The 25,674-nt window shown below is 27.4% G+C and carries 23 protein-coding genes; 4 read left to right on the top strand and 19 right to left on the bottom strand.

Features of this window, described 5'->3' with window-relative positions; translation table 11 throughout:
* Nucleotides 1–13: 13 nt before the first annotated feature.
* The 10 genes from nuoE to TVTCOM_RS10220 form a co-directional block, all read right to left on the bottom strand.
* Nucleotides 14–523: an NADH-quinone oxidoreductase subunit NuoE gene (gene nuoE, locus TVTCOM_RS10265; RefSeq protein ID WP_434796181.1), complete on the bottom strand. Its 510-nt coding sequence runs from the start codon at nucleotides 521–523 to the stop codon at nucleotides 14–16.
* A gap of 611 nt (nucleotides 524–1,134) precedes the next feature.
* A complete protein-coding gene (locus TVTCOM_RS10260) occupies nucleotides 1,135–2,004 on the bottom strand; it encodes a kinase (protein WP_434796180.1) in 870 nt (289 codons plus the stop codon).
* Nucleotides 2,005–2,107: 103 nt separating this feature from the next.
* Nucleotides 2,108–2,818 (bottom strand): DUF554 domain-containing protein, encoded by a 711-nt coding sequence (locus TVTCOM_RS10255; RefSeq protein ID WP_434796179.1) that lies wholly within the window; start codon nucleotides 2,816–2,818, stop codon nucleotides 2,108–2,110.
* 52 nt (nucleotides 2,819–2,870) lie between these two features.
* Nucleotides 2,871–3,965 (bottom strand): SIR2 family protein, encoded by a 1,095-nt coding sequence (locus tag TVTCOM_RS10250; RefSeq protein WP_434796178.1) that lies wholly within the window; start codon nucleotides 3,963–3,965, stop codon nucleotides 2,871–2,873.
* 144 nt (nucleotides 3,966–4,109) lie between these two features.
* A complete protein-coding gene (locus TVTCOM_RS10245; protein ID WP_434796177.1) occupies nucleotides 4,110–5,390 on the bottom strand; it encodes an aminotransferase class I/II-fold pyridoxal phosphate-dependent enzyme in 1,281 nt (426 codons plus the stop codon).
* 150 nt (nucleotides 5,391–5,540) lie between these two features.
* Nucleotides 5,541–5,789 carry an RNA chaperone Hfq gene (hfq, locus tag TVTCOM_RS10240; RefSeq protein ID WP_434796176.1) on the bottom strand — a complete coding sequence of 83 codons (249 nt, stop codon included), beginning with the start codon at nucleotides 5,787–5,789 and terminating at the stop codon, nucleotides 5,541–5,543.
* A gap of 70 nt (nucleotides 5,790–5,859) precedes the next feature.
* Nucleotides 5,860–6,801, bottom strand: a complete 942-nt coding sequence (miaA, locus tag TVTCOM_RS10235) for a tRNA (adenosine(37)-N6)-dimethylallyltransferase MiaA (protein WP_434796175.1) — start codon at nucleotides 6,799–6,801, stop codon at nucleotides 5,860–5,862.
* Between the two features lie 12 nt (nucleotides 6,802–6,813).
* Entirely contained in the window at nucleotides 6,814–8,835 is a 2,022-nt protein-coding gene (mutL, locus tag TVTCOM_RS10230) for a DNA mismatch repair endonuclease MutL (RefSeq protein ID WP_434796174.1), read from the bottom strand.
* Between the two features lie 48 nt (nucleotides 8,836–8,883).
* Nucleotides 8,884–11,727, bottom strand: coding sequence for a DNA mismatch repair protein MutS (gene mutS, locus TVTCOM_RS10225; RefSeq protein WP_434796173.1), 2,844 nt, complete (start codon nucleotides 11,725–11,727; stop codon nucleotides 8,884–8,886).
* A 438-nt stretch (nucleotides 11,728–12,165) separates the two neighbouring features.
* Nucleotides 12,166–13,437, bottom strand: a complete 1,272-nt coding sequence (locus tag TVTCOM_RS10220) for a lactate racemase domain-containing protein (protein ID WP_434796172.1) — start codon at nucleotides 13,435–13,437, stop codon at nucleotides 12,166–12,168.
* 120 nt (nucleotides 13,438–13,557) lie between these two features.
* Between TVTCOM_RS10220 and TVTCOM_RS10215 the strand changes: the two genes are divergently transcribed.
* Nucleotides 13,558–14,169 carry an NUDIX hydrolase gene (locus TVTCOM_RS10215; protein ID WP_434796171.1) on the top strand — a complete coding sequence of 204 codons (612 nt, stop codon included), beginning with the start codon at nucleotides 13,558–13,560 and terminating at the stop codon, nucleotides 14,167–14,169.
* A 32-nt stretch (nucleotides 14,170–14,201) separates the two neighbouring features.
* On the opposite strand, the gene miaB is transcribed toward TVTCOM_RS10215, so the two are convergent.
* Together miaB and TVTCOM_RS10205 are read right to left on the bottom strand one after the other, a co-directional pair.
* The gene (miaB, locus tag TVTCOM_RS10210) at nucleotides 14,202–15,638 is read right to left on the bottom strand and encodes a tRNA (N6-isopentenyl adenosine(37)-C2)-methylthiotransferase MiaB (RefSeq protein ID WP_434796170.1); all 1,437 of its coding nucleotides are present in this window, start codon (nucleotides 15,636–15,638) and stop codon (nucleotides 14,202–14,204) included.
* 184 nt (nucleotides 15,639–15,822) lie between these two features.
* A complete protein-coding gene (locus TVTCOM_RS10205) occupies nucleotides 15,823–16,284 on the bottom strand; it encodes a C-GCAxxG-C-C family (seleno)protein (protein ID WP_434796169.1) in 462 nt (153 codons plus the stop codon).
* Between the two features lie 107 nt (nucleotides 16,285–16,391).
* Here TVTCOM_RS10205 and TVTCOM_RS10200 point away from each other — a divergent pair, with 107 nt between their 5' ends.
* Together TVTCOM_RS10200 and TVTCOM_RS10195 are read left to right on the top strand one after the other, a co-directional pair.
* Nucleotides 16,392–17,048 carry a DUF421 domain-containing protein gene (locus TVTCOM_RS10200; protein WP_434796168.1) on the top strand — a complete coding sequence of 219 codons (657 nt, stop codon included), beginning with the start codon at nucleotides 16,392–16,394 and terminating at the stop codon, nucleotides 17,046–17,048.
* A gap of 10 nt (nucleotides 17,049–17,058) precedes the next feature.
* The gene (locus TVTCOM_RS10195; protein ID WP_434796167.1) at nucleotides 17,059–17,439 is read left to right on the top strand and encodes a DUF4363 family protein; all 381 of its coding nucleotides are present in this window, start codon (nucleotides 17,059–17,061) and stop codon (nucleotides 17,437–17,439) included.
* A 114-nt stretch (nucleotides 17,440–17,553) separates the two neighbouring features.
* Here the strand turns inward: TVTCOM_RS10195 and uvsE are convergent, their stop codons facing one another.
* Entirely contained in the window at nucleotides 17,554–18,513 is a 960-nt protein-coding gene (gene uvsE, locus TVTCOM_RS10190) for a UV DNA damage repair endonuclease UvsE (protein ID WP_434796166.1), read from the bottom strand.
* Between the two features lie 192 nt (nucleotides 18,514–18,705).
* Between uvsE and TVTCOM_RS10185 the strand changes: the two genes are divergently transcribed.
* The gene (locus tag TVTCOM_RS10185; protein ID WP_434796165.1) at nucleotides 18,706–19,086 is read left to right on the top strand and encodes a DUF6483 family protein; all 381 of its coding nucleotides are present in this window, start codon (nucleotides 18,706–18,708) and stop codon (nucleotides 19,084–19,086) included.
* A gap of 127 nt (nucleotides 19,087–19,213) precedes the next feature.
* Here TVTCOM_RS10185 and TVTCOM_RS10180 read toward each other — a convergent pair whose 3' ends face one another.
* The 6 genes from TVTCOM_RS10180 to TVTCOM_RS10155 all read right to left on the bottom strand — a co-directional run bounded on the left by TVTCOM_RS10180 (nucleotide 19,214) and on the right by TVTCOM_RS10155 (nucleotide 25,471).
* Complete coding sequence (locus tag TVTCOM_RS10180) at nucleotides 19,214–20,377, bottom strand: redoxin family protein (protein ID WP_434796164.1); 1,164 nt, start codon at nucleotides 20,375–20,377, stop codon at nucleotides 19,214–19,216.
* A 29-nt stretch (nucleotides 20,378–20,406) separates the two neighbouring features.
* Nucleotides 20,407–20,961 carry a class I SAM-dependent methyltransferase gene (locus TVTCOM_RS10175; RefSeq protein WP_434796163.1) on the bottom strand — a complete coding sequence of 185 codons (555 nt, stop codon included), beginning with the start codon at nucleotides 20,959–20,961 and terminating at the stop codon, nucleotides 20,407–20,409.
* Between the two features lie 100 nt (nucleotides 20,962–21,061).
* Nucleotides 21,062–21,400, bottom strand: coding sequence for a rhodanese-like domain-containing protein (locus tag TVTCOM_RS10170; protein ID WP_434796162.1), 339 nt, complete (start codon nucleotides 21,398–21,400; stop codon nucleotides 21,062–21,064).
* A 21-nt stretch (nucleotides 21,401–21,421) separates the two neighbouring features.
* Nucleotides 21,422–23,917, bottom strand: a complete 2,496-nt coding sequence (gene cdr, locus TVTCOM_RS10165; RefSeq protein ID WP_434796161.1) for a CoA-disulfide reductase — start codon at nucleotides 23,915–23,917, stop codon at nucleotides 21,422–21,424.
* A gap of 686 nt (nucleotides 23,918–24,603) precedes the next feature.
* A complete protein-coding gene (locus TVTCOM_RS10160) occupies nucleotides 24,604–24,864 on the bottom strand; it encodes a Mor transcription activator family protein (protein ID WP_434796160.1) in 261 nt (86 codons plus the stop codon).
* A gap of 16 nt (nucleotides 24,865–24,880) precedes the next feature.
* Nucleotides 24,881–25,471 carry a nitroreductase family protein gene (locus tag TVTCOM_RS10155; RefSeq protein ID WP_434796159.1) on the bottom strand — a complete coding sequence of 197 codons (591 nt, stop codon included), beginning with the start codon at nucleotides 25,469–25,471 and terminating at the stop codon, nucleotides 24,881–24,883.
* Between the last annotated feature and the right edge of the window lie 203 nt (nucleotides 25,472–25,674).

The raw sequence follows: 25,674 nt of genomic DNA, 5'->3' as shown, positions 1-25,674 counted from the left end.
CACTACTCACCCCCTATGATCTTTCTCTAATTTCTGTTAATATTTCTTTAACAGAGTCTTTAGTTAAGTTTCCATAAGTTTCATCACCATCTGCGCTTTTAACCATCATAACAGGTGCTAATGAACAACATCCTAAACATGCAACATTATTTAATGTAAATATTCCATCTTCTGTTGTTTCACCATCTTGAATATTTAAAAATTCACAAACAGCTTCTTCAATCATTTCAGATCCATTTACATGGCATGCAGTTCCTTGACATAACATTATTAAATACTTCCCTATTGGTTGCAATCTAAATTGCGCATAGAACGTTGCTACACCATATATTTTGGCAGTTTTTATACCTGTTGCATCTGAAATATAATTCATTGCATCAATTGAAATATATCCATAGATATCTTGAGTTTTTTGTAAAATAGTAATCAAACTTCCAGGTACTTTGGCATATTTGTCTAATACGGGATCAAGCTCTTTGAAGTCTGGACATTTATCAGTCCCGCAACAGCATTTTTCACTCATTTAATTTACCCCCCTATTTAAAAATTGTATTATTATTATTATTAGGTATATGTACTACTACTAATAATATTAGCAAAAAAAGGCAATTATAGCAAACAAAAAACTTGTTATTTTGTTATTTATTTAACTATTTTCTCGATTTTTATATATCTCCTTTAAGTATTCTTTTTATTATACTTTATTTGCAGAATTTTTCTTAAAGATAAAAAGATAATTAATATATAATTTCTAATAAGAATTAACAATATTATTCTATTTAGTAATTAATTGTTTAAGTCCATGTTCCCACCCTTTTAAAAGTAAATTAAATTAAAATAAATAAAAACAATATATTTACTTTTATTTTATCTACATATAGAGTATTTTTACTTTAAATATAATTTTATTGAGTAAAATTTTTACTTTTAGTAATTATCAATACTAATTATAAACAGTAATATAAGTAGTATATTTACTTAAGTAATTATTATTTATTTTAACAATAAAACTATCATAAGTATTTATATAATTAAATAAATTAACTAAATAAAAAATTAACCTAATTTATAAAAGTTTTTTGAATTTTTTTAATATACAAAAAAAGCTTCTACTAAATAAGTAGAAGCTTCTCTCTATGCATTTTCAAAAGTATAAATAGCATCAATCCTAGTTATAAATATACTATCATTTTTACAACCTATATATTTGGCATACTTTTTAACCTTTTCTTTTGCAGTGTCAATATCACTAACACCTCTGTCCATTAATTCTTTTATATACATGTCCATTAAAAAACCTTTATATTCTTTTAAGTCAAATCCTAAATATGATGCTAGATTTTCTATTTCACCAGAGAAATCTCCATCTTCTTTTATAAGAAATTCGTAAACCTCTTTTCTATATGGATTTGACATTATAATCTTTTGCACTACCTTACACCCATCTAGCTTACTAATAAATCCATCTTTATAATTATTGAAAAGAGCATTGGATTGTCTAATTGATTTTTGATCTATATAAGAATTAACTTCTGTTACACCGTTATCTATTAATGCATCTAAAATAGCAAGGTGTATACTGAAGCAATCTTCATAAAGATATTCACAAAGCTTAGATATTATTGGTTTAATATCAAATATCTTTATATTATTTTTTTTATTTCTTGAATTAGATAAATCTCTAGTTACATTATTAAAAAGTCTTTCAAAATCCAAGTATTTATTACAATATAATTCTTTGAATAAATTAAAATCTATTGTTATAATATTATATCCAACAAGAGTTTCTACACCCTTTCTTATTACCTCATAAATTAAATTTTGACCATACTCTAAGTGCTTTTCACTAATATGTCTAGTATTTGTTACACTATCTAAACAGTAATCCATAAATTGTTTAGAACATTCCTCTCCATACAATTTAAAATTTTTTCTTATTGTGTTATACTGATCTCTTTTTTCATCAAATTTTATTCTTGCTCCGTTTATATCAAAAGTTATCATTTAGTTCCCCTCCTAAAAATCAAATATTAATTCATTTTATTACTAAATATTTGATTTTAAGAGTTATATTCCTTCCAAATAAATAATTTGTCTAAAACTTCTTCTAAATAATGTTGAAAATCCCCATAATTATAGGAATAAACATAGCTGGTAGCATATTTGCAACTTTTATATCACATGCTTTAAGCATATTTAATCCCATAGCCATAATTAATAAACTTCCTACACATGTCATATAGGTTATAACATTGGTACTTAGTATATTTGATAATCCAGACGCTCCTAGGGTGATTATTCCTTCATATAGAAAAACAGCTATGCTTGATAATAATACTCCTACGCCCATTGATGCAGCAAAAAATATTGAAGAAATCCCATCTAATACTGATTTTGCAAGCAATACTGAATGATCATTTGAAAGTCCACTTTGTATAGATCCAACTACAGCCATAGCTCCTACACAAAATAATAAACTAGAAGAAACAAATCCCTTTGATATATTATTTTCTTTACTTACTTCATCTGAAGTTGATATATTTTTTTTAGATAATTTTTCACCTAAATATGATCCTAATTTGTTTAGTAAATTGTCTATATCAATTAACTCTCCTATGATTATACCAACTGTAATAGATATTATTACATATAATGGATTATCTCCTTTTAGTGCACCAGATATCCCCATATATGTAACTACAAGTGCCAATCCATCCATAATAGATTTATCCAATCGTTTAGGTATTCCTTTATTTATTATTAAACCTAATACTCCTCCACAAATTATAGCTAAGCTATTTACAATTACTCCAAACATTTTTATCCCCCTCTAATATTTTTTAATACTATATTTTAGCACTATTTTAAGATTAATTATCATTTTTTATAAAATTTATATATTTATACGGATCCATGGCAAAATCCTGAAAAGAATGTTTAGTAAAAATAATATCTTCACCCAAAAATCTTTTATATCTCATCTCTTCTTTTTTTAAAGCTGATTCTAATTTATTTTCATGATTATTAAATACCATTATCTTTAAAGGCTTTTTATTTCTACTTGTTTGAACTCTTTTTAACATATATTTAATATGAATATCTGCTTCTGGAAATGAATATCCACAAAAGATAATCAGGTCAGCTTTTCTTAATGAAGCTTCTGCTTTATTCCATACACTACTTAAATAAACATTAGACATATTTTTAAAATATGTAGGCGGAACTATTATTGGAATCGTACGCTCATTACAATTCAAACAAGTAGCTTCATCTTGATTATTTAAAATCCTCATTACACCACCTTCATATGGAGTAAGTGTTAAACTTGAACATATGGGACAGTATAACCAATTTAGCGAACCATGTATCTTATACAATTTTATAGTTTTTCCACAAGGTCTTTTCCAAGAACTATCCTTAAAATTAAAATTAGCAAAATCCACTCCATAATCTAGCATTACAGGCATCTTTTCTTTATTATACAATTTAGAAATTGTGTTATCTATATGAATATCATAGTTTACACTTATAAAAGTTGTACTAAGCAATTGTTCTTTCTTCATTAAATTATTTAATAATAATTCATGGTACTTATTACTTGCTTTTGCTGGATTATTAATTGAATTTGCAGTTAATAATATTAAATATTGTCGCAAAAGATTAATTGACCCACTTCTATTATTATAAGTATCTGTTCCAAAATTTTTAAATGATTCTCTTCTTTGTTCTGCCATATCTAAGATACCAAGCACTTCTTCAAATGTTGGGAAATTAACCTTATCTATATCATCTAGTAAAACGTCAATATTAAACATTTCTTTAAAAAACACTCTAAGATTTGTATTCATTTTGCTATATGAATGCAAAGGAAGACTGTTCTTAAAATAATTAGAAAATAATTCATTTTGTATAGGTAAATTTTCTGCTGCAGAAGCTCCCGCTCCTAAAAAAATACACATTTCCATATGATTAAAACACCTTCTATTCTTTAATATACTTGTATTACGTACTTATATAAATTATTTCCCTATTTGGAAGCAATATTATGTTCTTGATAAGTAAAAAAGCCTTAATACAATTATATATTAAGACTTTTTTAATTTATTATGCTATTTATTTATTTTTTTAATATATTCTACTGCTTTTAATGTTCCCATTTTTGAGTGGTCAAATGTAAGTCCACCTTGGAAGTAAACATTATATGGAGGTCTTATTGGAGCGTCTGCACTAAGTTCTATTGATGAGCCTTGAATAAAAGCGCCTGCAGCCATTATTACTTCATCTTCATATCCTGGCATTGCCCATGGTTCTGGTTTTACATAAGAATCTACTGGGGCAGCAGCTTGAACTCCTTGACAAAAAGCTATAACTTCCTCTGCATTTTTAAGTCTTACAACTTGTATAATATCACTTCTTAAATCATTATACTTTGGAAGAACATCATATCCTAATCTTTCAAACATTCTAGCACAGTATATTGCACCCATTACAGCTTGAGATGTAACATATGGTGCCATGAAAAACCCTTGTAGCACATTTCTTGTAGTTCCAAATGTTAAACCACATTCTTTTCCTATACCTGGTGTAGTTAATCTGTAAGATATCATTTCAACTAAGTCTTTTCTACCTGCTATGTAGCCACCCGTTAAAGCAAGCCCTCCACCTGGATTTTTAATTAAAGAACCAGCCATAATATCAGCTCCTACCTCAGTAGGTTCTTTTGTATCTAGGAATTCACCATAACAGTTATCTACCATAACTATTAAGTCCTTATTAACTGATTTAACCACTTCTATAGCTTCTTTTATATCTTCTATTGATAAAGATTTTCTCCAAGAATATCCTTTAGATCTTTGTATCATTACTAGTTTAGTTTTTTCGTTTATTTTTTTCTTAACACCTTCTAAGTCAATATTACCATTTGGTAAGAAATCCACATCTTCATATGTAACACCAAATTCTTTAAGAGACCCTTTTTCCTCTCTTATACCTATTACACCTTGTAGCGTATCATAAGGCTTTTCTGTTATTGATAATATTTCATCTCCTGGTCTAACTATACCTTGGATGCATAAACTTAAGGCATGAGTTCCATTCACTATTATTGGTCTAACTAAAGCATCTTCTGCTCCAAATACATCTGCAAATATTTCTTCTATTTTTTCACGACCAATATCATTGTATCCATATCCTGTTGTCCAGTTAAAATGGTTATCACTTAAATGTGCTCTTTGCATAGCTCTTAATACTTTATATTGGTTAAATTCTCTTATTTGTTTTATCTTATCAAATTGATCTTTTATATCTTCCATTACTTCATTAGATAAGTCAAAAGTTTCATCATCTAATCCATAATATTCTTTTAGTAATTCACTTGTCTCTTTAAGCACTTAATCTCACCTATTTTCTTTTATTTGTCACTTTAAAAATTTTATCATAGTAAAAATTTAAGTTCAAGATTTAAAGGAAAATAATTAAAAAAGGTACTTATATTAACCTATAATTTTTGTAGGTTAGTATAAGTACCTTTTGTCTTTAGATTACTTCATATTATTTTGATTTGTGTTTTGTAAATTTATGCTTTTGCCTGGTACTATTGTAGAAACTGCATGTTTATAAATTAGATTTTGTTGTTTATTTTCACCTTCCACTAATACTATGTAACTATCAAATCCTTTTACATAACCTTTAACTTGAACACCATTCATCAAAAATATTGTTACAGGTACTCTTTCTTTCCTAGCATTATTTAAAAATAAATCTTGTAAATTTAAAGCAGTATTTTTCATTAATAATATCCTCCCGACTAAATTATATTAAACATACTCTCATATATCTACAAACAATTATATTATAATATTATACATTTTTAGATATATTTTCAATAAAGTTAATAATATCTTCTTTAAGTAATTCCATATTATCATACTTTTCCAAATCAAACCATTTACTATCTTTATATCTTTTAAACCAAGTTATTTGTCTTTTGGCATATCTTCTTGAATCTCTTTTAATTATTTCTATAGCTTCTTCTAAAGTATATTCACCTTCTAGATATTTAACGATTTCTTTGTAGCCTATTCCTTGCATAGAAATTAAGTTTTTATCATATCCCATATGTAGTAATTTTTTAACTTCTTCAACTAATCCTGCTTCCATCATAATATCTACTCTTTTGTTTATTCTCTCATAAAGTAATTCTCTATGACGATTTAATACAATTATTATTGGTAAGTAATCTTCATTGTATTTTAAATCATTGGAAAAGTCTTGCATTTTCTTCCCAGATAAACATACTTCTAAGGCTCTTATAACTCTTTTAGTGTTGTTTTTATGTATCCTAGAAGCAGCTTCACTATCTAATGATTTTAATCTTTCATGCATATAATCTATGCCTTTTTCCTTAAGTTCATTTTCTAATTCTTCTCTTAACTTAGTATTACTATTGGATTTTGCAAAATCCATATTGTAAATTAATGCATTAAGGTATAAGCCTGTACCACCTGTAACTAGCACATTTTTACCTTTATTAGCTACTTCTCTTATATATTTATTTGCTCTATTTTGAAACTCTGAAACAGAAAAAGGAAAATCTGGTTTAACTTCATCTATCATATGATGTGTTACTCCATCCATTTCTTCTTTAGTAACTTTAGCACTTCCTATATCCATATATTCATATATTTGCATAGAGTCAGCAGATATAATTTCTGCATTTAGGTCCTTTGCTAACTCTATTGATAAAGCCGTTTTTCCAACGGCCGTAGGTCCTGTTAGAATGATAAGTGGTATTTTATTCATAACAATCCTTTCTTACATAATTCTTTTAAACATTTTTTCAATTTCTTTTTTTGATATTTCAACTATGGTAGGTCTACCGTGAGGACACGTAAATGGATTTTCACATAATTCCATTTGAGACAGAAGCTTTTTCATTTCCATAGTATGAATTTTATCATTTGCTTTTATAGCAGCTCTGCACGCCATTGAGGCAAACTTATCTCCTTTTAAGTCATAACTATTTTTCAAATCCTCTATATTATCAATAATTTGAAGAATAAATTTCTCACTTTCAGGGTTACCAAAAATAGTAGGTACGCCTCTTATCATAATGTGATTATTACCAAATAGCTCAATTTCAAAACCAAAATTTAAAAACAAGTCAAGGTTTGATTCTACTTTTAACATATCCACATTTGATATTTCTATTACTATGGGATCTAACAACATTTGCATATCTATTTTATGGCTTTTGAATTTTTTCATATACTCTTCATATAGTACTTTCTCGTGAGCTGCATGTTGATCTAATAAGTACATGGAATTATTTTTTTCAAGTACAATATAAGTGTTAAGTATACTTCCTACAACTTTAAAATCAGTAATTGAAAATCTATTTTCATTGTTTATAGTATTTTCTTCCTTAATTATTTCAACATCATTAATTTTATTATCTACATTACTCAAAGATTCTAGCTCGTCAAAAGTAAATGATTTACTAAGGTCAATATTGCCATGAATAAAGTATTCATTTTTTTTATTTTCTAAAGGTTGAAGCTTAATATTCTCTTGTAAATCTTGTTTTTTACTTGCTATATTAGAAGTTTCTTCTTTATTAGCATTATTTAAACTTTCCCTATGGTCTTTTTTATTATTTTCCTTGTTTAAAGCATCTTCAAGAGACATAAATGAATTACTAGCATCCAGGGCTTCTATTGGCGTAGTTTTATTTATTTTATTTGAAATTACAGTATTTAAACTTTCTTCTTTTTTTTCTAAATATGCTTCTTTATTTTCACTTACAATAGGTCTTCTGTCGTAGCTTTCATATTTACCAATTAAAGCAGTATTTAATAACTTTCTTTTTAATAAATCTCTAATTTCTATATATAAATCCTTATCATTTTCAAACTTAATTTCCATTTTTGTAGGGTGGATATTAACATCTATTTTTGAAGGATTTATATCAATATTTAAAAAACATACACCGTGTTTATTAATTGGTATAATACTTTTATATGCTTCATTTATGGCATCTAATATTATTTTACTTTTTACAAATCTATTATTTATGTAAATATGCTGCAAGTTTTTATTTGAGCGATAAATATTGTTATTTCCTATATATCCTGAAATGCTGCAACATTCACCCTTTTCATCAATTTCAATTAAATTTTCAACTATCTCTTTTCCATAGATACTTCTAATAACAGAAAGAAGCTTTCCATCTCCTGGAGTATTTAGCATTAACTTTCCATTATTTATATATTTAAATTGTATATGTGTATTTCCTATGGCTAGTTTATTAATTAAATCACTTATATTTATAGTTTCTGCATGTGTGGATTTTAAGAACTTCTGTCTAGCAGGAGTGTTAAAGAATAAGTCTTTTATAATAATTGTAGTTCCATTCTTTGTCCCCACAGGCTCTTTTAAAATTTCTTTTCCACCTTCTAAAATAACTTTTGTTCCAATAGGTTCTTCCTTGGTTTTTGTAATCATTTCCAAACGAGATACAGAAGCTATGGAAGCTAAAGCTTCACCTCTAAAACCTAAAGAATATAAGTCGTATAAGTCATCTATTTCTTTTATTTTACTAGTAGCGTGTCTTAAAAAGGATTTGTCTACTTCACTGGATAAAATTCCGCTACCATTATCTGTTATTCTTATTTGTTTTTTTCCTCCATCAATTATGTCTATAACTATTTGTGTAGAATTAGCATCTATGGAGTTTTCAATTAATTCTTTAGTTACAGAAGAAGGTCTTTCGACTACTTCTCCTGCTGCTATTTTATTTATGGTTATATCATCTAGTATATTTATTTTCTTTGACATAATATCCCTCCAAAGAATGAGTTTTTATGGGCTCTCACTGTGTAGGCGCTATTTTTTTGCTTTCTTTTGAAGATTGAAAAGTGCGTTCATTGCATCTAGTGGTGTCATACTTAATATGTCTAGATTTTTTATTTCTTCTAATATATCATCATCTTTAACTATATCAAAAGATATTTGATCCACACTTACAGCTACTTCTTTATTTGCTACATTATCCAAGTTTTCTCTTTGTAGTCTTTCATATTCATCATTTAATTTTTCATAATCTTTTTTTAACTTTTTATAAGTCTTATTTAAGCTTTCTTTTTCTAATTTCAAATGCTCATTTTCATTTTTTAAATTGCTATCTTCAAGCCTTTTTAGTTCTAATTCTAAGTTTAGTGCGGAATTTTTGCCGTCCGAACGTTTGTTCTTTGTGTCTAAATTGGCATCTTCATTATTAGCTCCTCCATTTATGGCGTAGCCGTTATATATATGATTTTTTTCTAAATCCTTTAAAATTTCTGATGATCTATTAATAACTTCATCTGGAAGCTTAGCAAGTTTAGCAACATAAATACCATAACTTTTATCTGCTGCTTGATCTATGATTTTTCTAAGGAAAATTATATTTTCTCCGTCATCTTTAACAGCAATAGAGTAGTTTTTAACTTCATCAAATTCATTTTCTAGCTCAGTTAATTCGTGATAATGAGTTGCAAATAAAGTCTTACATTTAATATATTTTTCTATATATTCAACTATGGACCAAGCTAAACTTATACCATCATAAGTTGATGTACCCCTACCTATTTCGTCTAGTATAACTAAACTTTTGTCTGTGGCATTTTTTAATATATGAGAAACTTCGCTCATTTCAACCATAAATGTTGATTGACCTTGTGATAAGTCATCACTTGCACCTACTCTAGTAAATATTCTATCGCAAATTGGAATATTAGCGTAATCTGCTGGTACAAATGACCCCATATGTGCCATTAAACAAATTATGGCTGTTTGCCTCATATATGTAGATTTACCAGCCATGTTAGGTCCTGTAATTATATTTATAATATTTTCATTACTATTTAAATAAGTATCATTTGGAACAAAGTTTTCTTCTCCCACTATGTTTTCAATAACTGGGTGACGCCCATTTTTTATATCCAGTTTACTATCATTATTAATATTTGGCTTAACATAGTTATTAATATGAGCTACTGTAGCAAATGAAGTAAATACATCTATATTACCTATGATTTTAGCAACATTTTGAATTCTATCAATGTTATTATAAATAGTTTGTCTAATTTTTACAAAAATCTCATATTCTAATGCTTTTATTTTTTCCTCAGCATGTAGAATTTTATCTTCTATTTCTTTTAATTCTTCTGTTATAAATCTTTCTGCATTACTTAGAGTTTGTTTTCTTATATACCTGCCTTCCAAATCTAAGTTTGCCAAGTTTACTTTAGTTATTTCTATATAGTAACCAAAAACTTTATTAAATCCTATTTTAAGAGACTTAACTCCTGTTTTTTCTCTTTCACGATTTTCTATATCTTTTATCATGAAAGCTCCATTTTTTGAAATATCCCTAAGTTCTCTTAACTCTTCATTATAAGATGATTTTATTATATTTCCATCTTTAATTGTAATACTAGGCTCTTCCATAATAGCTTCATTTATTAGCTCATAAATGTCTTTTAAGTCTTGCATATTGTCTATGTATTTTTTTATAGTATCTCCATCACAAGAGTTTATTCTATCTCTTAAAAGCGGCAGCTTTTCTATGGAATTTTTTAAGTTAATCATTTCTTTTGGAGTTACTTTTTCAAAGGCAATTTTTCCACAAATTCTTTCTATGTCGTAGACATTTTTTAAGATGTCTATTAAATCTTCTCTCAATGAAAAATCTTCTTTTATTTCTTCAATAACATCTAGTCTTTCATCTATTTTGTTTTTATTAACTAAAGGTTCTTCCACGTATTTTCTAAGAAGTCTACCACCCATGGCAGTTGATGTTTTATCTAATACATGTAGTAGCGATCCTTTTTTCTTAGAGCCTCTAATTGTTTGAGTTAACTCAAGATTTATTCTAGTAAACATATCAAGAACCATGTATTCCATAGGATTATATATGTTTATTACATTTATATTTGATGTTATTTGTTTTTGAGTATTATAAATATAATTAAGAAGTATGCATAAACTAGTTTTTATTAAATTGTCATTATCAAATCTTAAAGTTCTTAAATAGTCTTCACTGAAATATTTACTTAATATATTTGTATTTAAATATTCTTCATCAAAATTTTCATTTATATAAATATTACCCATTGTGGCTATATTTTTTAAATTATTATTGAAGCTTAAATCATTTAATATTATTTCTGAAGGGCTAACTTTGGCTATTTCTTCAATAACTTTATCTTTCGCTATACAAGTTGCATTTGTTTCTCCCGTACTTATATCAACATAAGAAAGTCCTATTTTGTCATTTACTTTATATAAAGACATAAGATAGTTATTCTTCTTATTTTCAAGTAAACTTCCTTCTAAAACAGTACCTGGTGTAACAACTTGAATTACTTCTCTTTTTACTATACCTTTTACACTTTGAGGATCTTCCATTTGCTCCCCAATGGCAACTTTATATCCTGCTTCTACTAATTTTGATATATATGAAGCGGCAGCATGAAAGGGAATACCACACATAGGCGCTCTTTCTTCTAAACCGCAAGATTTTCCTGTTAATGCTATTTCTAGCACTTTTGATGCAACTATAGCATCTTCAAAGAACATTTCGTAAAAATCACCTAATCTGAAAAATAGAATACAATCAGGATATTTATCCTTACATTCAAAGTATTGTTTCATCATAGGAGTAAGTTTATTTCTGTCAATCTCCATATTTCTACCTCCTTATCTTTAGTTATTATATCATATAACACAATTTATATGTTATCTATAAAAATGTAGAAATTATTATGATTTTTTAAAAGAACAAGAAATGACTTATGAATATATTGGTAAAAAAATAAATAGCTATTTATTTTTATAAATAGCTATTTGAATATGAATGTTATTATATTGTAATATCATTTGATATATAATGTAGTGAAGTTAATATTAGACCTTATTTGTCACTCTTTAATATTCTATTAAGAGATACACCAGCTGCTCCTATTATTATAGCAAAAACTGTTCCCATAAATATCCAAGCTATGGTAGTCATACTATCCACTCCTTTTTATTTTATTGTATTGCATGGTGGATTAATATTTCCCATATTAACAGAATTTTAACGGATTTTACAATAAATTAATATTTTAATATACTTTTAATATTTTATACAATAAAGTTTCCATTATGGTCAAATTTAATTTCAAAATAACTTCCTTGAATCTCAGCCATTTTATTTGCACTGATGCTTTCATAGGCTTTTTTACTCATATAAACTTCATTCAAATTTTTAGTATTTTCTATTATAACTAACTTAATATCTTCATAATTTAAAATACCGCAGGTTTTAGCGCAAGCTTTAAATACATATTTATCATTTTCCATAACCATAGGAAGCTTAATACTATTTGGTTCTGTAGATGTTATGGCATTTAAATATGTACTTTCAAATTCAATATTATTGTAAAACTTTTTACTTATAAAATCTGCTAAACCCATTCCATTGGCATTTCCATTTGAACTACTATTTAAATTCAATACACCTATTTTTGTTATATTTGGGCCTCCTGATGCAGCTTTAGTATGATATCTTCCTATAATATTTGTATCCATGCCAGTACCACTTATGTTTTTACCAATTTCTTTTACTATTAACACATCTATATTATCTAAATACAATTTTCCCATTAATTCTTTTGATTTTTTTAATAATAATGGTTCTTTTATAAGAATTTCATCCTTATTTAATATATTTATATGAGCTACATGATCATAGGCATTTTCCACTGTGCCAACTCCAAATAATATATTTAGCTTAGATAGTGATACTTTAGCTGACTCTAAAATATTTTCAGCCATTTTTTCAAATCTTAAGTAATGAGTAATATCTGCACCTTTTCTTTTTCCCAGTCCTATGGCAAGCATTTTAACAAGACCACTTTCATATTCACCTCTAAAAGAAGTATGTGCCTTTATTCTGTTCACAAGTATTATTCCATGAGCATTAAAGGCATTTTTATCAATATAAACAGGTAAGCCTTTGACTGTTCTTCCTATTTCAACTACTTCCATGGAAGACTTTATTTCACATCCCATATTTTCCTGTGTAATTCCAAGTTTTTCAAGAATATACTTTTGACCTTTTGCATCGCCTCCACCATGGCTACCCATTGCTGGAACAATAAATGGAATACCCCCTTCATTTTTTACAAAATCAACTATGGTTTTCATTATGATTTTATAATGACTAATTCCCCTACTTCCACCTGTTATAGCTACAGTTTTTCCCTTTTTAATTTTATTTTTAAAGTTTCCTTCATTTAATAATTTTTTTATTTCTTCTTCCACATTATCTATACTTGTTTTATCAAATATTTGTTTTACTTTTGTAACTTGAGGAAGTTTTATTTCTTCTAATATATTATTAATTTTATCCATCAAATCCCCCCATTAACTTAGTATTATTATTTTAGTATAGCATAAATTTTTTTATATCTTTAACTCTATAATGTTATTATAATATAATAATAATAAGTTTAAGTTTTAGGAGGCTTTATTTTGAAAGACATAATTGACAAATTTAATAACTATAAACCCTATATAAATGGTTATGAAAATATGAAGCGTGCTTCTGTATTAATACCTTTAGTAAAAGAAAACGGAAAATATTCTATTTTGTTTGAGTTAAGATCGAAGAAAATGAGGCGTCAGCCTGGGGAAATTTCCTTTCCTGGAGGAAGAATTGAAGAAAATGAAACTCCAAAAGAAGCTTGTATAAGAGAAGCTTGCGAGGAAATAGGAACTAATGAAGATAATATTAATATTATATCTCCCTTAGATATTTATGTATCACATGCAAATTTAATCATCCACCCTTATTTAGGTGAAATTAAAGACATAAAAAATTTAAATATTAATAAGGATGAAGTAGACCATATATTTTTAGTTCCCCTTGATTATTTAATAGAGTACGATGCAAATATTTATACAAATGATGTAAAAATAGTTCCAAATGAAAATTTTCCTTATGAAAAAATACCAAATAAAGAAAAATATGAATTTGCCATAGGTGAATATCCTGTTTGGTTTTATGAATATAAGAATTATGTTATTTGGGGTATAACAGCTAGGATTTTAGAAAACTTTTTGAACTTTATAAAAAACAAATAAGGCCTCATAAATATTATGGGCCTTATTTTATATTAAGCTTCCTCACCAACTAGTGAGAACGTTGTAGCTGCACTTATTTTTATGTTCATTAATTTTCCAACTAAGTTTTCTTCTGGATTTTTAACTGTGAAGTTTACTAGTTTATTTTGTCTAGTTCTTCCTGTAAATTTACTATCATCAGTTTTACTTTTTCCTTCTATTAAAACTTCAACAGTTTTACCTACATATTCTTTGTTAAGATCTGCTAGTATTTCATTTACTTTAGCTAAAACTTTATTAAATCTTTCATGTTTTACGTCTTCTGGAATTTGATCTTCCATTTTAGCTGCTGGAGTACCTTCTCTTTTAGAGTATATAAATGTAAATGCATTGTCGTATTTAACCTTTTCAACCACATCTATAGTATCTAATAAATCTTCTTCAGTTTCTCCTGGGAATCCTATCATTAAGTCAGTAGAAAAAGTAATTCCTGGTATTTCACTTTTAGCTTTTTCTATTATTCTTAAATAGTCTTCTTTAGTGTAGTGTCTGTTCATCTTCTTAAGAAGACTTGTACTACCACATTGTACTGGTAAGTGTAAGAATTCACATACTTTGTCACAATCTCTCATGGCATATATAACTTCATCAGATATGTCCTTTGGATGAGAAGTCATAAATCTTATTCTTTCTAATCCTTCTATTTCATTTGTCATTCTAAGTAACTGAGCAAATGTTATAGGCTCTTCTAAAGTTTTTCCATAAGAGTCAACATTTTGACCAAGTAGCGTTATTTCTTTAGTACCATTTGCTGCCAATTCTTTTATTTCATTTATTATATCTTCTGGAGTTCTAGATCTTTCTCTTCCTCTAGTATATGGAACTATACAGTAAGTACAGAAGTTATTACATCCATACATTATGTTTACGAAGGCTTTAAGCTCAAATTTTCTACTACTTCTAAGTCCTTCTACTACTTCTCCATCCACATCCCAAACATCTACAAGTGTAGTATGACTATCCATAGTTTCAGTTAATAATTCTGGGAACTTATATAAGTTATGTGTACCAAAAACTAAATCCACATGCTTGTATTTAGTTTTTATTTCTTTTACAACATGAGGTTGTTGCATCATACATCCACATACAGCAATTTTTAAATCAGGATTTTTTCTTTTAGCTAATTTTAAGTGACCTAAGTTACCATAAACTTTAAGTTCAGCATTTTCTCTTACTGCACAAGTGTTGTATATTATTAAATCACAATCAGTAGTCATCAAAGTAGCTTCGTAGCCCATAGCCTCTAGCATTCCTGCTAAATTTTCTGAGTCGTGTTCATTCATTTGACATCCAAAAGTTTGGATCATATATTTAGGTTTTCTTTTATTTATAGCAAAATATCTATTATTTTTTTCTCCTATTGCTTCAATAAATCTATTTTGCTCTTCTATCTTTTCCACAGGAACTTGAACTTGTTTTCTTTCTCCCATTTGTCTTCCTCCTTAGTAAATAATGCAAATTTAATTATATCATAATTTTTCTTAAAAATACTAGTAAAAAGCACCAGGATGTATATCCTAGTGCCTTAATATTATTTTTTTCCATTTTACTATATTTTAATCATTATGTAAATTTATTCTAAAATTAGTATACTTGTTTTGTTAAACTATTTTTTTAGTTTTCTATAATTTTTATTTCCAGTTCTCTACATACAATTTCACATACTTTTTGTGTTGCCATAGCTACTATAGTAGTACATTTACTTTTATGTCCATTGTTGTCTCTATCTAGTCCTTCTGTTATTTTCCCACAACATTGGTATCCTGCAAACTCAACAAAAGCATCGCTAAATTCATTTGTTAAATCAAAACATTTATTTATTTTAGGATCATTAGGTTCTCTCCTTCCAAAGAAATACCCAAGACACATTGTACCCCCAGCCAGTGCTCCACAAATACAATATGCTCTTCCAAGACCCCAAGGAAATCCAGATGACATGGCAATTACATCATCAGATAAATCTAGTTGAAAATTTTTTCTAATTGCATAAATAACAGATTCTGAACATGCAAACCCATTATTAAATATATATTTTGCATCCTCAACAGTTTTTTTTATGTTGATACTTTCTACCATTTTATCCCCCTTTTAAAGCATAGTTTTTTTCTATCTACTTAAATTATACATAAAGGATTTAAATTTACAAATAATAAATTATTATATTGTGGAAGAAGGGAGAAAATATGATAGTTGTATTTATTAGAAGTATAATACTATATGTTGCTGTTTTAATTTCACTGAGAATTATGGGCAAAGGTGAAATAGCTGAAATGAATTGTTTTGATTTGGTTATAACTTTATTAATAGCAGAAGTAGCTTCGACTCCCATGGAAAATAACGATATTCCCATGCTTCATGGAATAGCTGCTCTAACAGGTTTAGTCTTTATGCAAACATTAATTTCTATTTTAGGCCTTAAATCAAAACTTATAGGAAGAATAGTATCAGGAAAACCGTCTATTCTAATTAATAAAGGCAAAATAGATTATAAAGCACTAAAAAAAGAAAAAATAACAATTAATGAACTTTTAGAACAACTTCGAGTACAAGGATTTTTTAATGTTAAATATGTTCAGTATGCCATATTAGAAACTGATGGCAACTTAAGTGTTGTTCCAGCAACAACATATAGCTCTACTCCAAGTGTAGAGTATAATCATCTTCCCATATCATTAATACATGATGGCAAAACACTTAAAAATAATTTGAAACTAATCAATAAAGATGAAAAATGGTTGTCAAACATACTTAATTCTCATAACATAAATGATGTTAAGGATGTTCTTATTTGTGTATTAGATGAATATGACAAAATATTTATTCAAAAAAAATATGAGTGAGGTTTATTTTATGAAATCATCTTATTTTGTAATTGCATGGACTATATTATTTATTATACTAGGACTATATAATCATGAAAAAATCAATGAGTTTTCATACAATTATATAAATGAAATTAATGTTATAGAAGAAAAGGTAAAAGAAGATAAATGGGAACAAGCTTCTTATATTTTGAAAGACACTATGATGGATTTGGAAAAAGAAAAAGATATATGGTATAAATTACTAAATCATGCTTACTTCAATGAAATATTTGCATCACTGAAGATTCTTAATCAAAGTATATCATTAGAAGAAAAAATGACAAGTCTTAAGGAAATCGAAAAGGTAAAAACGGTTCTAGATAATCTAATGGAAGATGAATGCTGTAATCTAAATAGGATTTTTTAAAAAACAAAATTTATATAAAACACTACCTATAAAAATAGTGAATTTCTTTATAGATAGTGTTTTACAACTTTGTAATTAATAATGTATTTATATTATATCCTACTAGGAATATTATTATATTTCTATCGTGCTATTATCTATAAATTTGCATTTATAATTAATTTTTCTTAAATCATTCATTAATTTAAAAAGAGACTGATCTTTCATTTTAGCTTCTATCATTATATCAAAATCTCTATTTACTCTTTCTTTTGCTAAATCTAAAAAACTAGCAAAATCATTAACATCTATATAGTCTGCATGTTTTCTGTCTAATTCCCCCTCCTTTGGACTGGAAAAATGAATTTTAGGTGGTAAATTTTCCTTATCCCATGTGGAGAATATGTGAGGAAGCAAATCTCCCATATTTTCTTCATTATTTTTACAATTATGATGATGTATATCTACTACCATAGGCACTTCTATTTCCTTACAAATTCTAAGCACGTCTGTAGCTGTAAATACTTTATCATCATTTTCCAAAATTAATCTTTCTCTTATTCTTTTTGGAAAAGTTTTATAATTTGAAATAAATCTAAGTATACTATCTTCTTTTCCTCCAGTTGAACTTCCTATATGAATTACTAATTTCCCCTCCTTATAATCCATAAGGTCATATAAATCTATTCCATGATCAAGATTTCTTATAGTATCTTCTACTACTTTTTCTTTAACACTATTTATAACATTAAATTGATCTGGATGAAAATTCACTCTCATATTAGATGATTTAATTATTTTTCCTATTCTTCTCAATTCTTTACTAAAATACTTTTCATAGTTCCAACTTACTTCAGGGTGAGTTGATAAAGGTATTAGTTTTGAAGTTAGTCGATAAAAATGTATATTATTTTCAATATTATATTTAAGTATAGTTTCCAAATCATCCATATTAGAAAATGTTACTGTCTTTAGCTTTTTTAGCTTCTCTTCTTCACTTTTTAATTTATTGTAGTTTGCAAAAGTCACTGTACTTGATGAAGTAACATTTTTTAAATTTAATGCAATTGCCACATAACCTAATCTGACTCTCATAATTAGCTCCTTAAAAACTTATTTCCTTTTATTTTTTTCAGTATAGTAGATAGTATTCAAATTTTTCTTTAATAATTTTTCTATTAGGAGTATAATATTTTATAAAAATTGAATGAATATTATTATTATGATACAATTTTATTTAAAGTTAAAATAATAAAATTTATAGTTATTAAAATAGGAGTGAAATATATGGAACTGGAAAAAGATTATATTTTAAGAATGGTAAAGGATTTAGTTAAATCTATTGCTCATATTGTACTTAGTAAAAGTGAGATAGAATATGAACTTCCAGAGAATAAGGAATATTCTAGAGTTGATTATTTATATGTTAAGTTATTGGAGCTTGTAAATAATGGTCAAATAAATGATGCTGAAGATTTGTTATTTGATGAAATAAATACTTCTGATATGAAACAATTTGAAATGGCAATGTCATTTTATTTGTATTTAAATGATTTTGGCGATAATTATTTAGAATCAAATGATTATTCTAGAGATGAAATTTCTGAAGGTATAAAATCTATTTGCAAAGAATTTGGTGTGTCATCTATGGTGGAATTTTTATTCTAAGTTATAGAACTAACCACATATAGTTTTCTTTATAAAAAAGTTGGAGATAAAGTATTAATTATCTCCAACTTTTTATATGTTAATAATAAAGTAACGTTTTAAATTTGCCACATATAGCTTTCTAACTTTACTTATTACTTTCTATTAAAGATTTCATAGTTTCTTTATTCATAGCTCCTGGTACGTATTCTCTTACATAACCTTCTTTATCTATAATAAGTGTTGAGGGAAATGCTTGTATACTGTAACCATATATTAAATCTGCATTATTATCAAATACTACAGGAAATGTATATCCATTATCTTTTAAGAAATCTGATATATATTTCTCATCACCTTCTTTTCCTAAATTAGGTGTTGATACTCCTAATATAATTACATCATCATTATTTTTGTTGTAATCATTATATAATTCTTCTATATAGGGCATTTCTTCTCTACAAGGAGGACACCAAGTTGCCCAAATATTTAAAAATACTGTTTTTCCTTTGTAATCACTTAATTTGTGCTCTTTTCCATATTGATCATATAAGGTAAAATCTAAGGCCTTCACCTTATTATTTTCTGTTTTATTTTCTACTTGAGCTTTATAGTTATCTTTTGTATTTTCATTTATCTTGTTAATTCCATTAAATGACATAATCAGCCCTGATATTATTAGCAATATACCACCAAGCTTTTTTAGAGTGCCTAAATGTTTTTTCATATTATTAAATTTTTTAAATAATTTTTTATAAAACATTGCTAATATAATAAATGGTAATATAAAACCAATAGAATAAACTAATACTAATACATCACCCATTAATATGTTTTGTGTACCACTGGCCATTATTAACACAGATGTTAACATAGGTCCAATACATGGTGTCCAACCAAAACTAAATGTTAATCCAAGCATAAATGAACTTAAAATATTCATATCTTTGCTGTGCATTTCAAATCTTTTTTCTCTTTGTAAGAAAGGTATATTAATATATCCCATATAAAATACGCCCATTATTATTATAAGTATACCACCAATTAACATTAATAGTTCTTTGTTTCCTGCAAAGGATTGACTGAATGTTCCTATTGCCATACTTAAAATAAAGAATGTGGTACAAATACCTAAGGTGAAAAATAAAGTGTTTTTAAATAATGTACTATTTTTAAATGTTTTGTCTTTCATTATGTCTGTACTACTATTTGATAACATACTTAAATATATGGGTATTATGGGCAATACACAGGGTGAAAAGAAGGATAATAATCCTTCAAAAAATACTAAAACCAAATTAATTTTTTCCATTAATCCCTCCAAAATAAAATTGCTTTTTATTACTTACTTCCTATAATGCAAACTAATTTTTCAGATGCATCTATTTCTTTTATACTATTAAAGTTTGAATTATTCAAATCACTTATAATACTTTCTTTTTTAACAAAATGATGATGGGCTCCTTCCTTCCAGTCACAAATTAAGATTTTACCATTGTCTTTTAAAATTCTATTTGCGTCTTTTAGTAGCTTTTCTCCATTTTCTAATTCATGATGTAGAGTTATCATAAATACAAAATCTGCCACCTTATCTTCTAATGGAATTTTATTTTCTTCCATTAAATCAGCTTTAAGTCTAGAATTCATATTTTCAACTCTATTTTCTTTAATCCATTCAATCATTTCTTTTGATATGTCATATGCAAAACATGTAGAGTCAGGTATTAAATTTAAGAACTCTTGTGAAAATATACCCGTTCCAGCTCCCACATCTACCAACACACTATTAGATGGCAAATTTAGCTCCTTTATTAATTTATGTAAATCTACCATTTGTAATCTTTGTGGATTATTTAATTTTTCAAGCTTTTTAACATCAAATTTATGTATACTCATTTTTTCTCCTTTGTAAGTTAATATTTTTATTATTTATTATATACCCAAAAGAGTGCAGATAACATCTACACTCTTTGAATATTTTATTCTTTTTATAAAATTATTTTAGTTTCCCTTTGTAATTACTCATTCCGCCTAAGTCATATACCTTATTAAATCCGTTTCTAGCAAGAATATTTGCTGCACTAGAACTTCTTCCTCCTGATGCACAATAGACTACCACTTCATCATCTTTATATAAATCTAAGGTATTTATTTTTGAGCTAATTTCTTGAACTGGTATATTTTTAGCTTTTGGTATATGACCACTTCTAAATTCGCCTACACTTCTCACATCTAAAATTAATAATTTTTTATTATTTTTTATCATATTTTTTAATTCTTCGTCATTAATTCTTTTAACATTTTTATTTCCAAATAGTGCTGATAAAAAACCCATTATTTTTCCTCCTAGTTATTATTATATAAATAAGTTTAGTCCAGAGTCTTCTGTAGCGCCTAAATATGCAGCAACTCCTGCCACTTCAACACCATCTATAAATTCTTCATGTTTTATTCCCATTAAATCCATACTCATAGAACATGCAACTACTTTAACACCCATATTTATTGCATTTGCTATTAGTGTATCTATATCATCCACGTTGTGTTTTTTCATTATTTGTTCTATCATTTTTGGTCCCATACCACCCATGTTCATTTTAGATAAAGGTAGTTTACCTGTATGAGATGGTAGCATTACATCAAACATTTTTTCCATAGTATCTTTGCTAACCTTTGGTCTATTTTTCTTTTTAAGTATGTTTAGACCCCAGAATGTAAAGAACATTGTTACTTCTTTACCCATAGATGCTGCACCTGTTGCTATTATAAAGGATGCTATTGCTTTATCTAAATCTCCACTAAAAACAACTAAAGTTGCTCCATTTTTATCTGTTGTAGTTACGCTAGCTCCTGTGCTAGTTGCTAATTCATTTCTTCCTTTTCTTATAAGAGCAACAAAAGCTTTTTTAGGCTTATCAAATTCAGCTTTTAATAAAGTGTTTCCTGTTTTTTCACACCAAGCACTTATATCTTTGCTAAATCCTGGATCACTTGCTTTTACTTCTAGAACTTGTCCATCTTCCATTTTATTTATTTCTTCAAATACTCTTCTTATTGGTCCTGGGCATTGTAATCCACAAGCATCTAAACTAACATGAGCATTTATTTCTGCTATATCTATATCTTCTAATTTCATAGTAGTTTCTCCACCTTTTATTTCTAATTTAGCATTGTTGTTTTTGTTTTGCTTAGCTATGCTTTCTTCAGCTCTTTTTACAAATTGATAAGTTTTTACACCACCATCTATATTTGTACACTTAAGTCCATATTGTGAAAGTAGCCTACAAGCCACGTATCCTCTTAATCCAACTTGGCAAGTAGCGTATAATTTCTTGTCTTTTGGTATTTCATTTAATCTATCTCTTAGTTGTCCAAGAGGTATATGAATACTTCCTGGTATAGAACCTGTAACTAGTTCAAACTCTTCTCTTACATCTATTATTACTCCACCATTTTTAACAATATCATCAACTTCATGCCACTGCACAGTGTCTAACATGTCTTCTATTATGTTAGATGCACAATATCCTAACATATTAACTGGGTCTTTTGCTGAGTTGTATGGCGGTGCATAACAAGGCTCCACATCTTGTAAATCAAATACTGTAAGACCTGCTTTTATAGCTGTAGCCATTACATCTATTCTTTTTTCAACTCCATCCATTCCCACACCTTGTGCTCCAAATATCTTTCCAGTCTTTGGATCAAATGTCATCTTCATAGCTATAGGGAATGCTCCTGGATAATATCCAGCATGAGAACCTGGATGTATATGAACTACTTTATAATTTATTCCTAATCTTTTTAAAGTCTTTTCATTATTTCCTGTTGTAGCTACTGTGTAATCAAATATCTTCGCCACAGAAGAACCTAATGTGCCTTTGTATTTTTCTTTTCTTCCACAGATATTGTTTGCTACTATTCTTCCTTGTCTATTTGCTGGCCATGCTAAAGGTATCATAGCTGGCTTTTTATTTACAAAATCCATAATCTCAACAGCGTCGCCTAATGCATATATGTCTTTGTCAGAAGTTTTCATATAGGCATCTACTACTATTGCTCCTCTTTCATTTAACTTAAGACCTGCTTCTTTAGCTATAGTAGTTTCTGGCTTAACACCTATAGATAAGATTATCATGTCAGTGTCAATTTCTTTTCCACTATTTAGTATTACTTTTTTACCATTGTTAGCAAAAGAATTAACTCCATCTTTTAAAACTAATTCCACGTTTTTGTCTATTAAATGGTCGTGTATTATACTTACCATTTCCATATCTAGCGGTGCCATTACTTGGTCACCAGCTTCTACTAATGTAAGTTTTATTCCTCTATCATGAAGGTTTTCAGCCATTTCAAGTCCTATAAAACCTCCACCTATTACTACTGCATGTTTTGGTTTATTATTATCAACGTAGGCTTTTACCTTATCTGTGTCTGGTATATTTCTAAGTGTAAATAAATTATCACATTCTTTTATGCCTGGTATTGGAGGCATTAATGGATTAGCACCTGGAGATAAAACTAAAGTATCATAAGTTTCTTCATAACTTTCACCTGTTTTATGATTTTTAACAGTTACTTTTTTATTTTCTTTGTCAATTTTAACTACTTCACTTAAATTTCTTATATCTAAGTTAAACTTTGAACTCATAACTTCAACAGTTTGAACTATTAATTTTTCTCTTTCGTTTATAGTTCCTCCTATATAATATGGAAGACCACAGTTTGCAAAAGATATATATTCACCTTTTTCAAACATTATTATCTGTGCATTTTCATCTAGTCTTCTAAGTCTAGCTGCTGTTGATGCCCCACCTGCAACTCCACCTACAATAATTATTTTTTTAGACATAATTTCTCTCCTGTTCTAAATGTATATTTATAAAAATTTTAATATTAATATTATTTGCTAATTATCACCTTTCTATTGTGATAAGGAATGGTTATTTTTTTAACATATTTTTATTATATCTATTTGCAAGAAATTATCAGTGACATTATCACATTAAATTAATTTTTATTATTTTTTACATAAAAAAAGACCTTGTGCAAGGTCTTTTTAATATAAGTCAGTTATTTTTTAAGTATTTTTTTAGTGATTTTATAGACAATATCATAATATATATTAAAATAAATTTTATTACATAATCAATAATACTTATAAATGCACCAAAATATATTAATAGAGTGCTTATTATATTACTTTCCATAAAATAATATCCCTTCTATGAATTTACGATTTATAAGACGTATATGCTTTATCTTTACCTACATTAGACTACTTTTCACTTTTTTCTTTAAACCCATAAAATACCCCCTAATTTATAAATAAGAATTAACATCTAATATTCTACATATATCACAAGAGTTCCTTTTTATTTTCCATATTTATACTTTTATTTATTTCGTTATTTCCACAGCCAAACGTCTCCATTAGCACTGGTAAAAAATACCACAAAAGTATCCGCTTTTAGCTGGATACCTTCATGGTATTATTTAGTTAATAATATTTTTGTCATATAATATTTTCATTTATTTTTATAGTGCTCCACCTTCTTTTAATAAGTTTTTTAATTGTTGTCTACAAATGCCGTGTTTTATTCTTAAGATATCAATATTTTTTCCGTTGTATTCTTTAATTATTTCTCTATTTCGCTTTCCCAAAATAACCTTTTTGTGAACGGGTATATAGATATTTGTACCTCCATACATTTTACAAATTTCTAAAAAATTATTTATACCTACAATATCTACCATTGTGTGTAAATCATAAGGTATATCATCTTTTACAACCTCCATAACTATCTCCTCTCTTTTAAATTATTTGTGCCTTTACTGCATCAATTAGAGCTACCTGAACTTTTTCTTTTTGTTTTAATGCTTTCATAACATCTTCGTCTATACTTCCTTTTGTAATAATGTGATGAATAATTATATTTTCTCTTTGGCCTTGTCTTAAAAGCCTGGCATTTGTTTGTTGATATAAGTTTAGAGAAAACCACACCAAAGTGGAGCCTCCATGTTGCAAATTTAGTCCATGGCCTGCACTTGCTGGGTGAATTATTCCTATTTTAATTTTTCCATTGTTCCAATCCTCAATATCCTTAGATGATTTTATTTCTCTCACTAAAAATCTATCTTTTATTCTATCTAAATCATGCCTAAACCAATAAGCAATAAGAAGGGGCTTGTCATTTGCTCCTTCTATTAAATCTTCTAAAGCATCTAGTTTTCTGTTGTGAATGATATTTACCTCATTATCTTCATCATCAACTAATGTATATCTTGCCACCTGATAATTTACCCATGATGGAGCCCATTTACAAATAGAAACTATGTCTCTCATTATTGCTCTATCTACTTTTTCATTTTTAAATTTACGAATGCTTCTTATTTCTTTTATCATTGTTAGCAAAACTTGATACTGAGTGTCAAGTTTCGTGCGCTCGAGCATTAGAAGGATGTTTGCCAGTGGATGTAAGAAGAAAAATTGAAGGTATGATTTAATATAATGCAAATTTGCAAGTAGGATCAGATGCCCCTACTTTTTTTGTTGTAAAAATAGTCTATCAAATCAACATCATATTAAAACATAGCCTTTTTTAAATA

It is taken from the genome of Terrisporobacter vanillatitrophus (genome assembly GCF_051148895.1).
Lineage (GTDB): Bacteria > Bacillota > Clostridia > Peptostreptococcales > Peptostreptococcaceae > Terrisporobacter > Terrisporobacter vanillatitrophus.
Note: the sequence above shows the minus strand (reverse complement) of the source record. Positions and strands in the feature narration are given on the sequence as shown.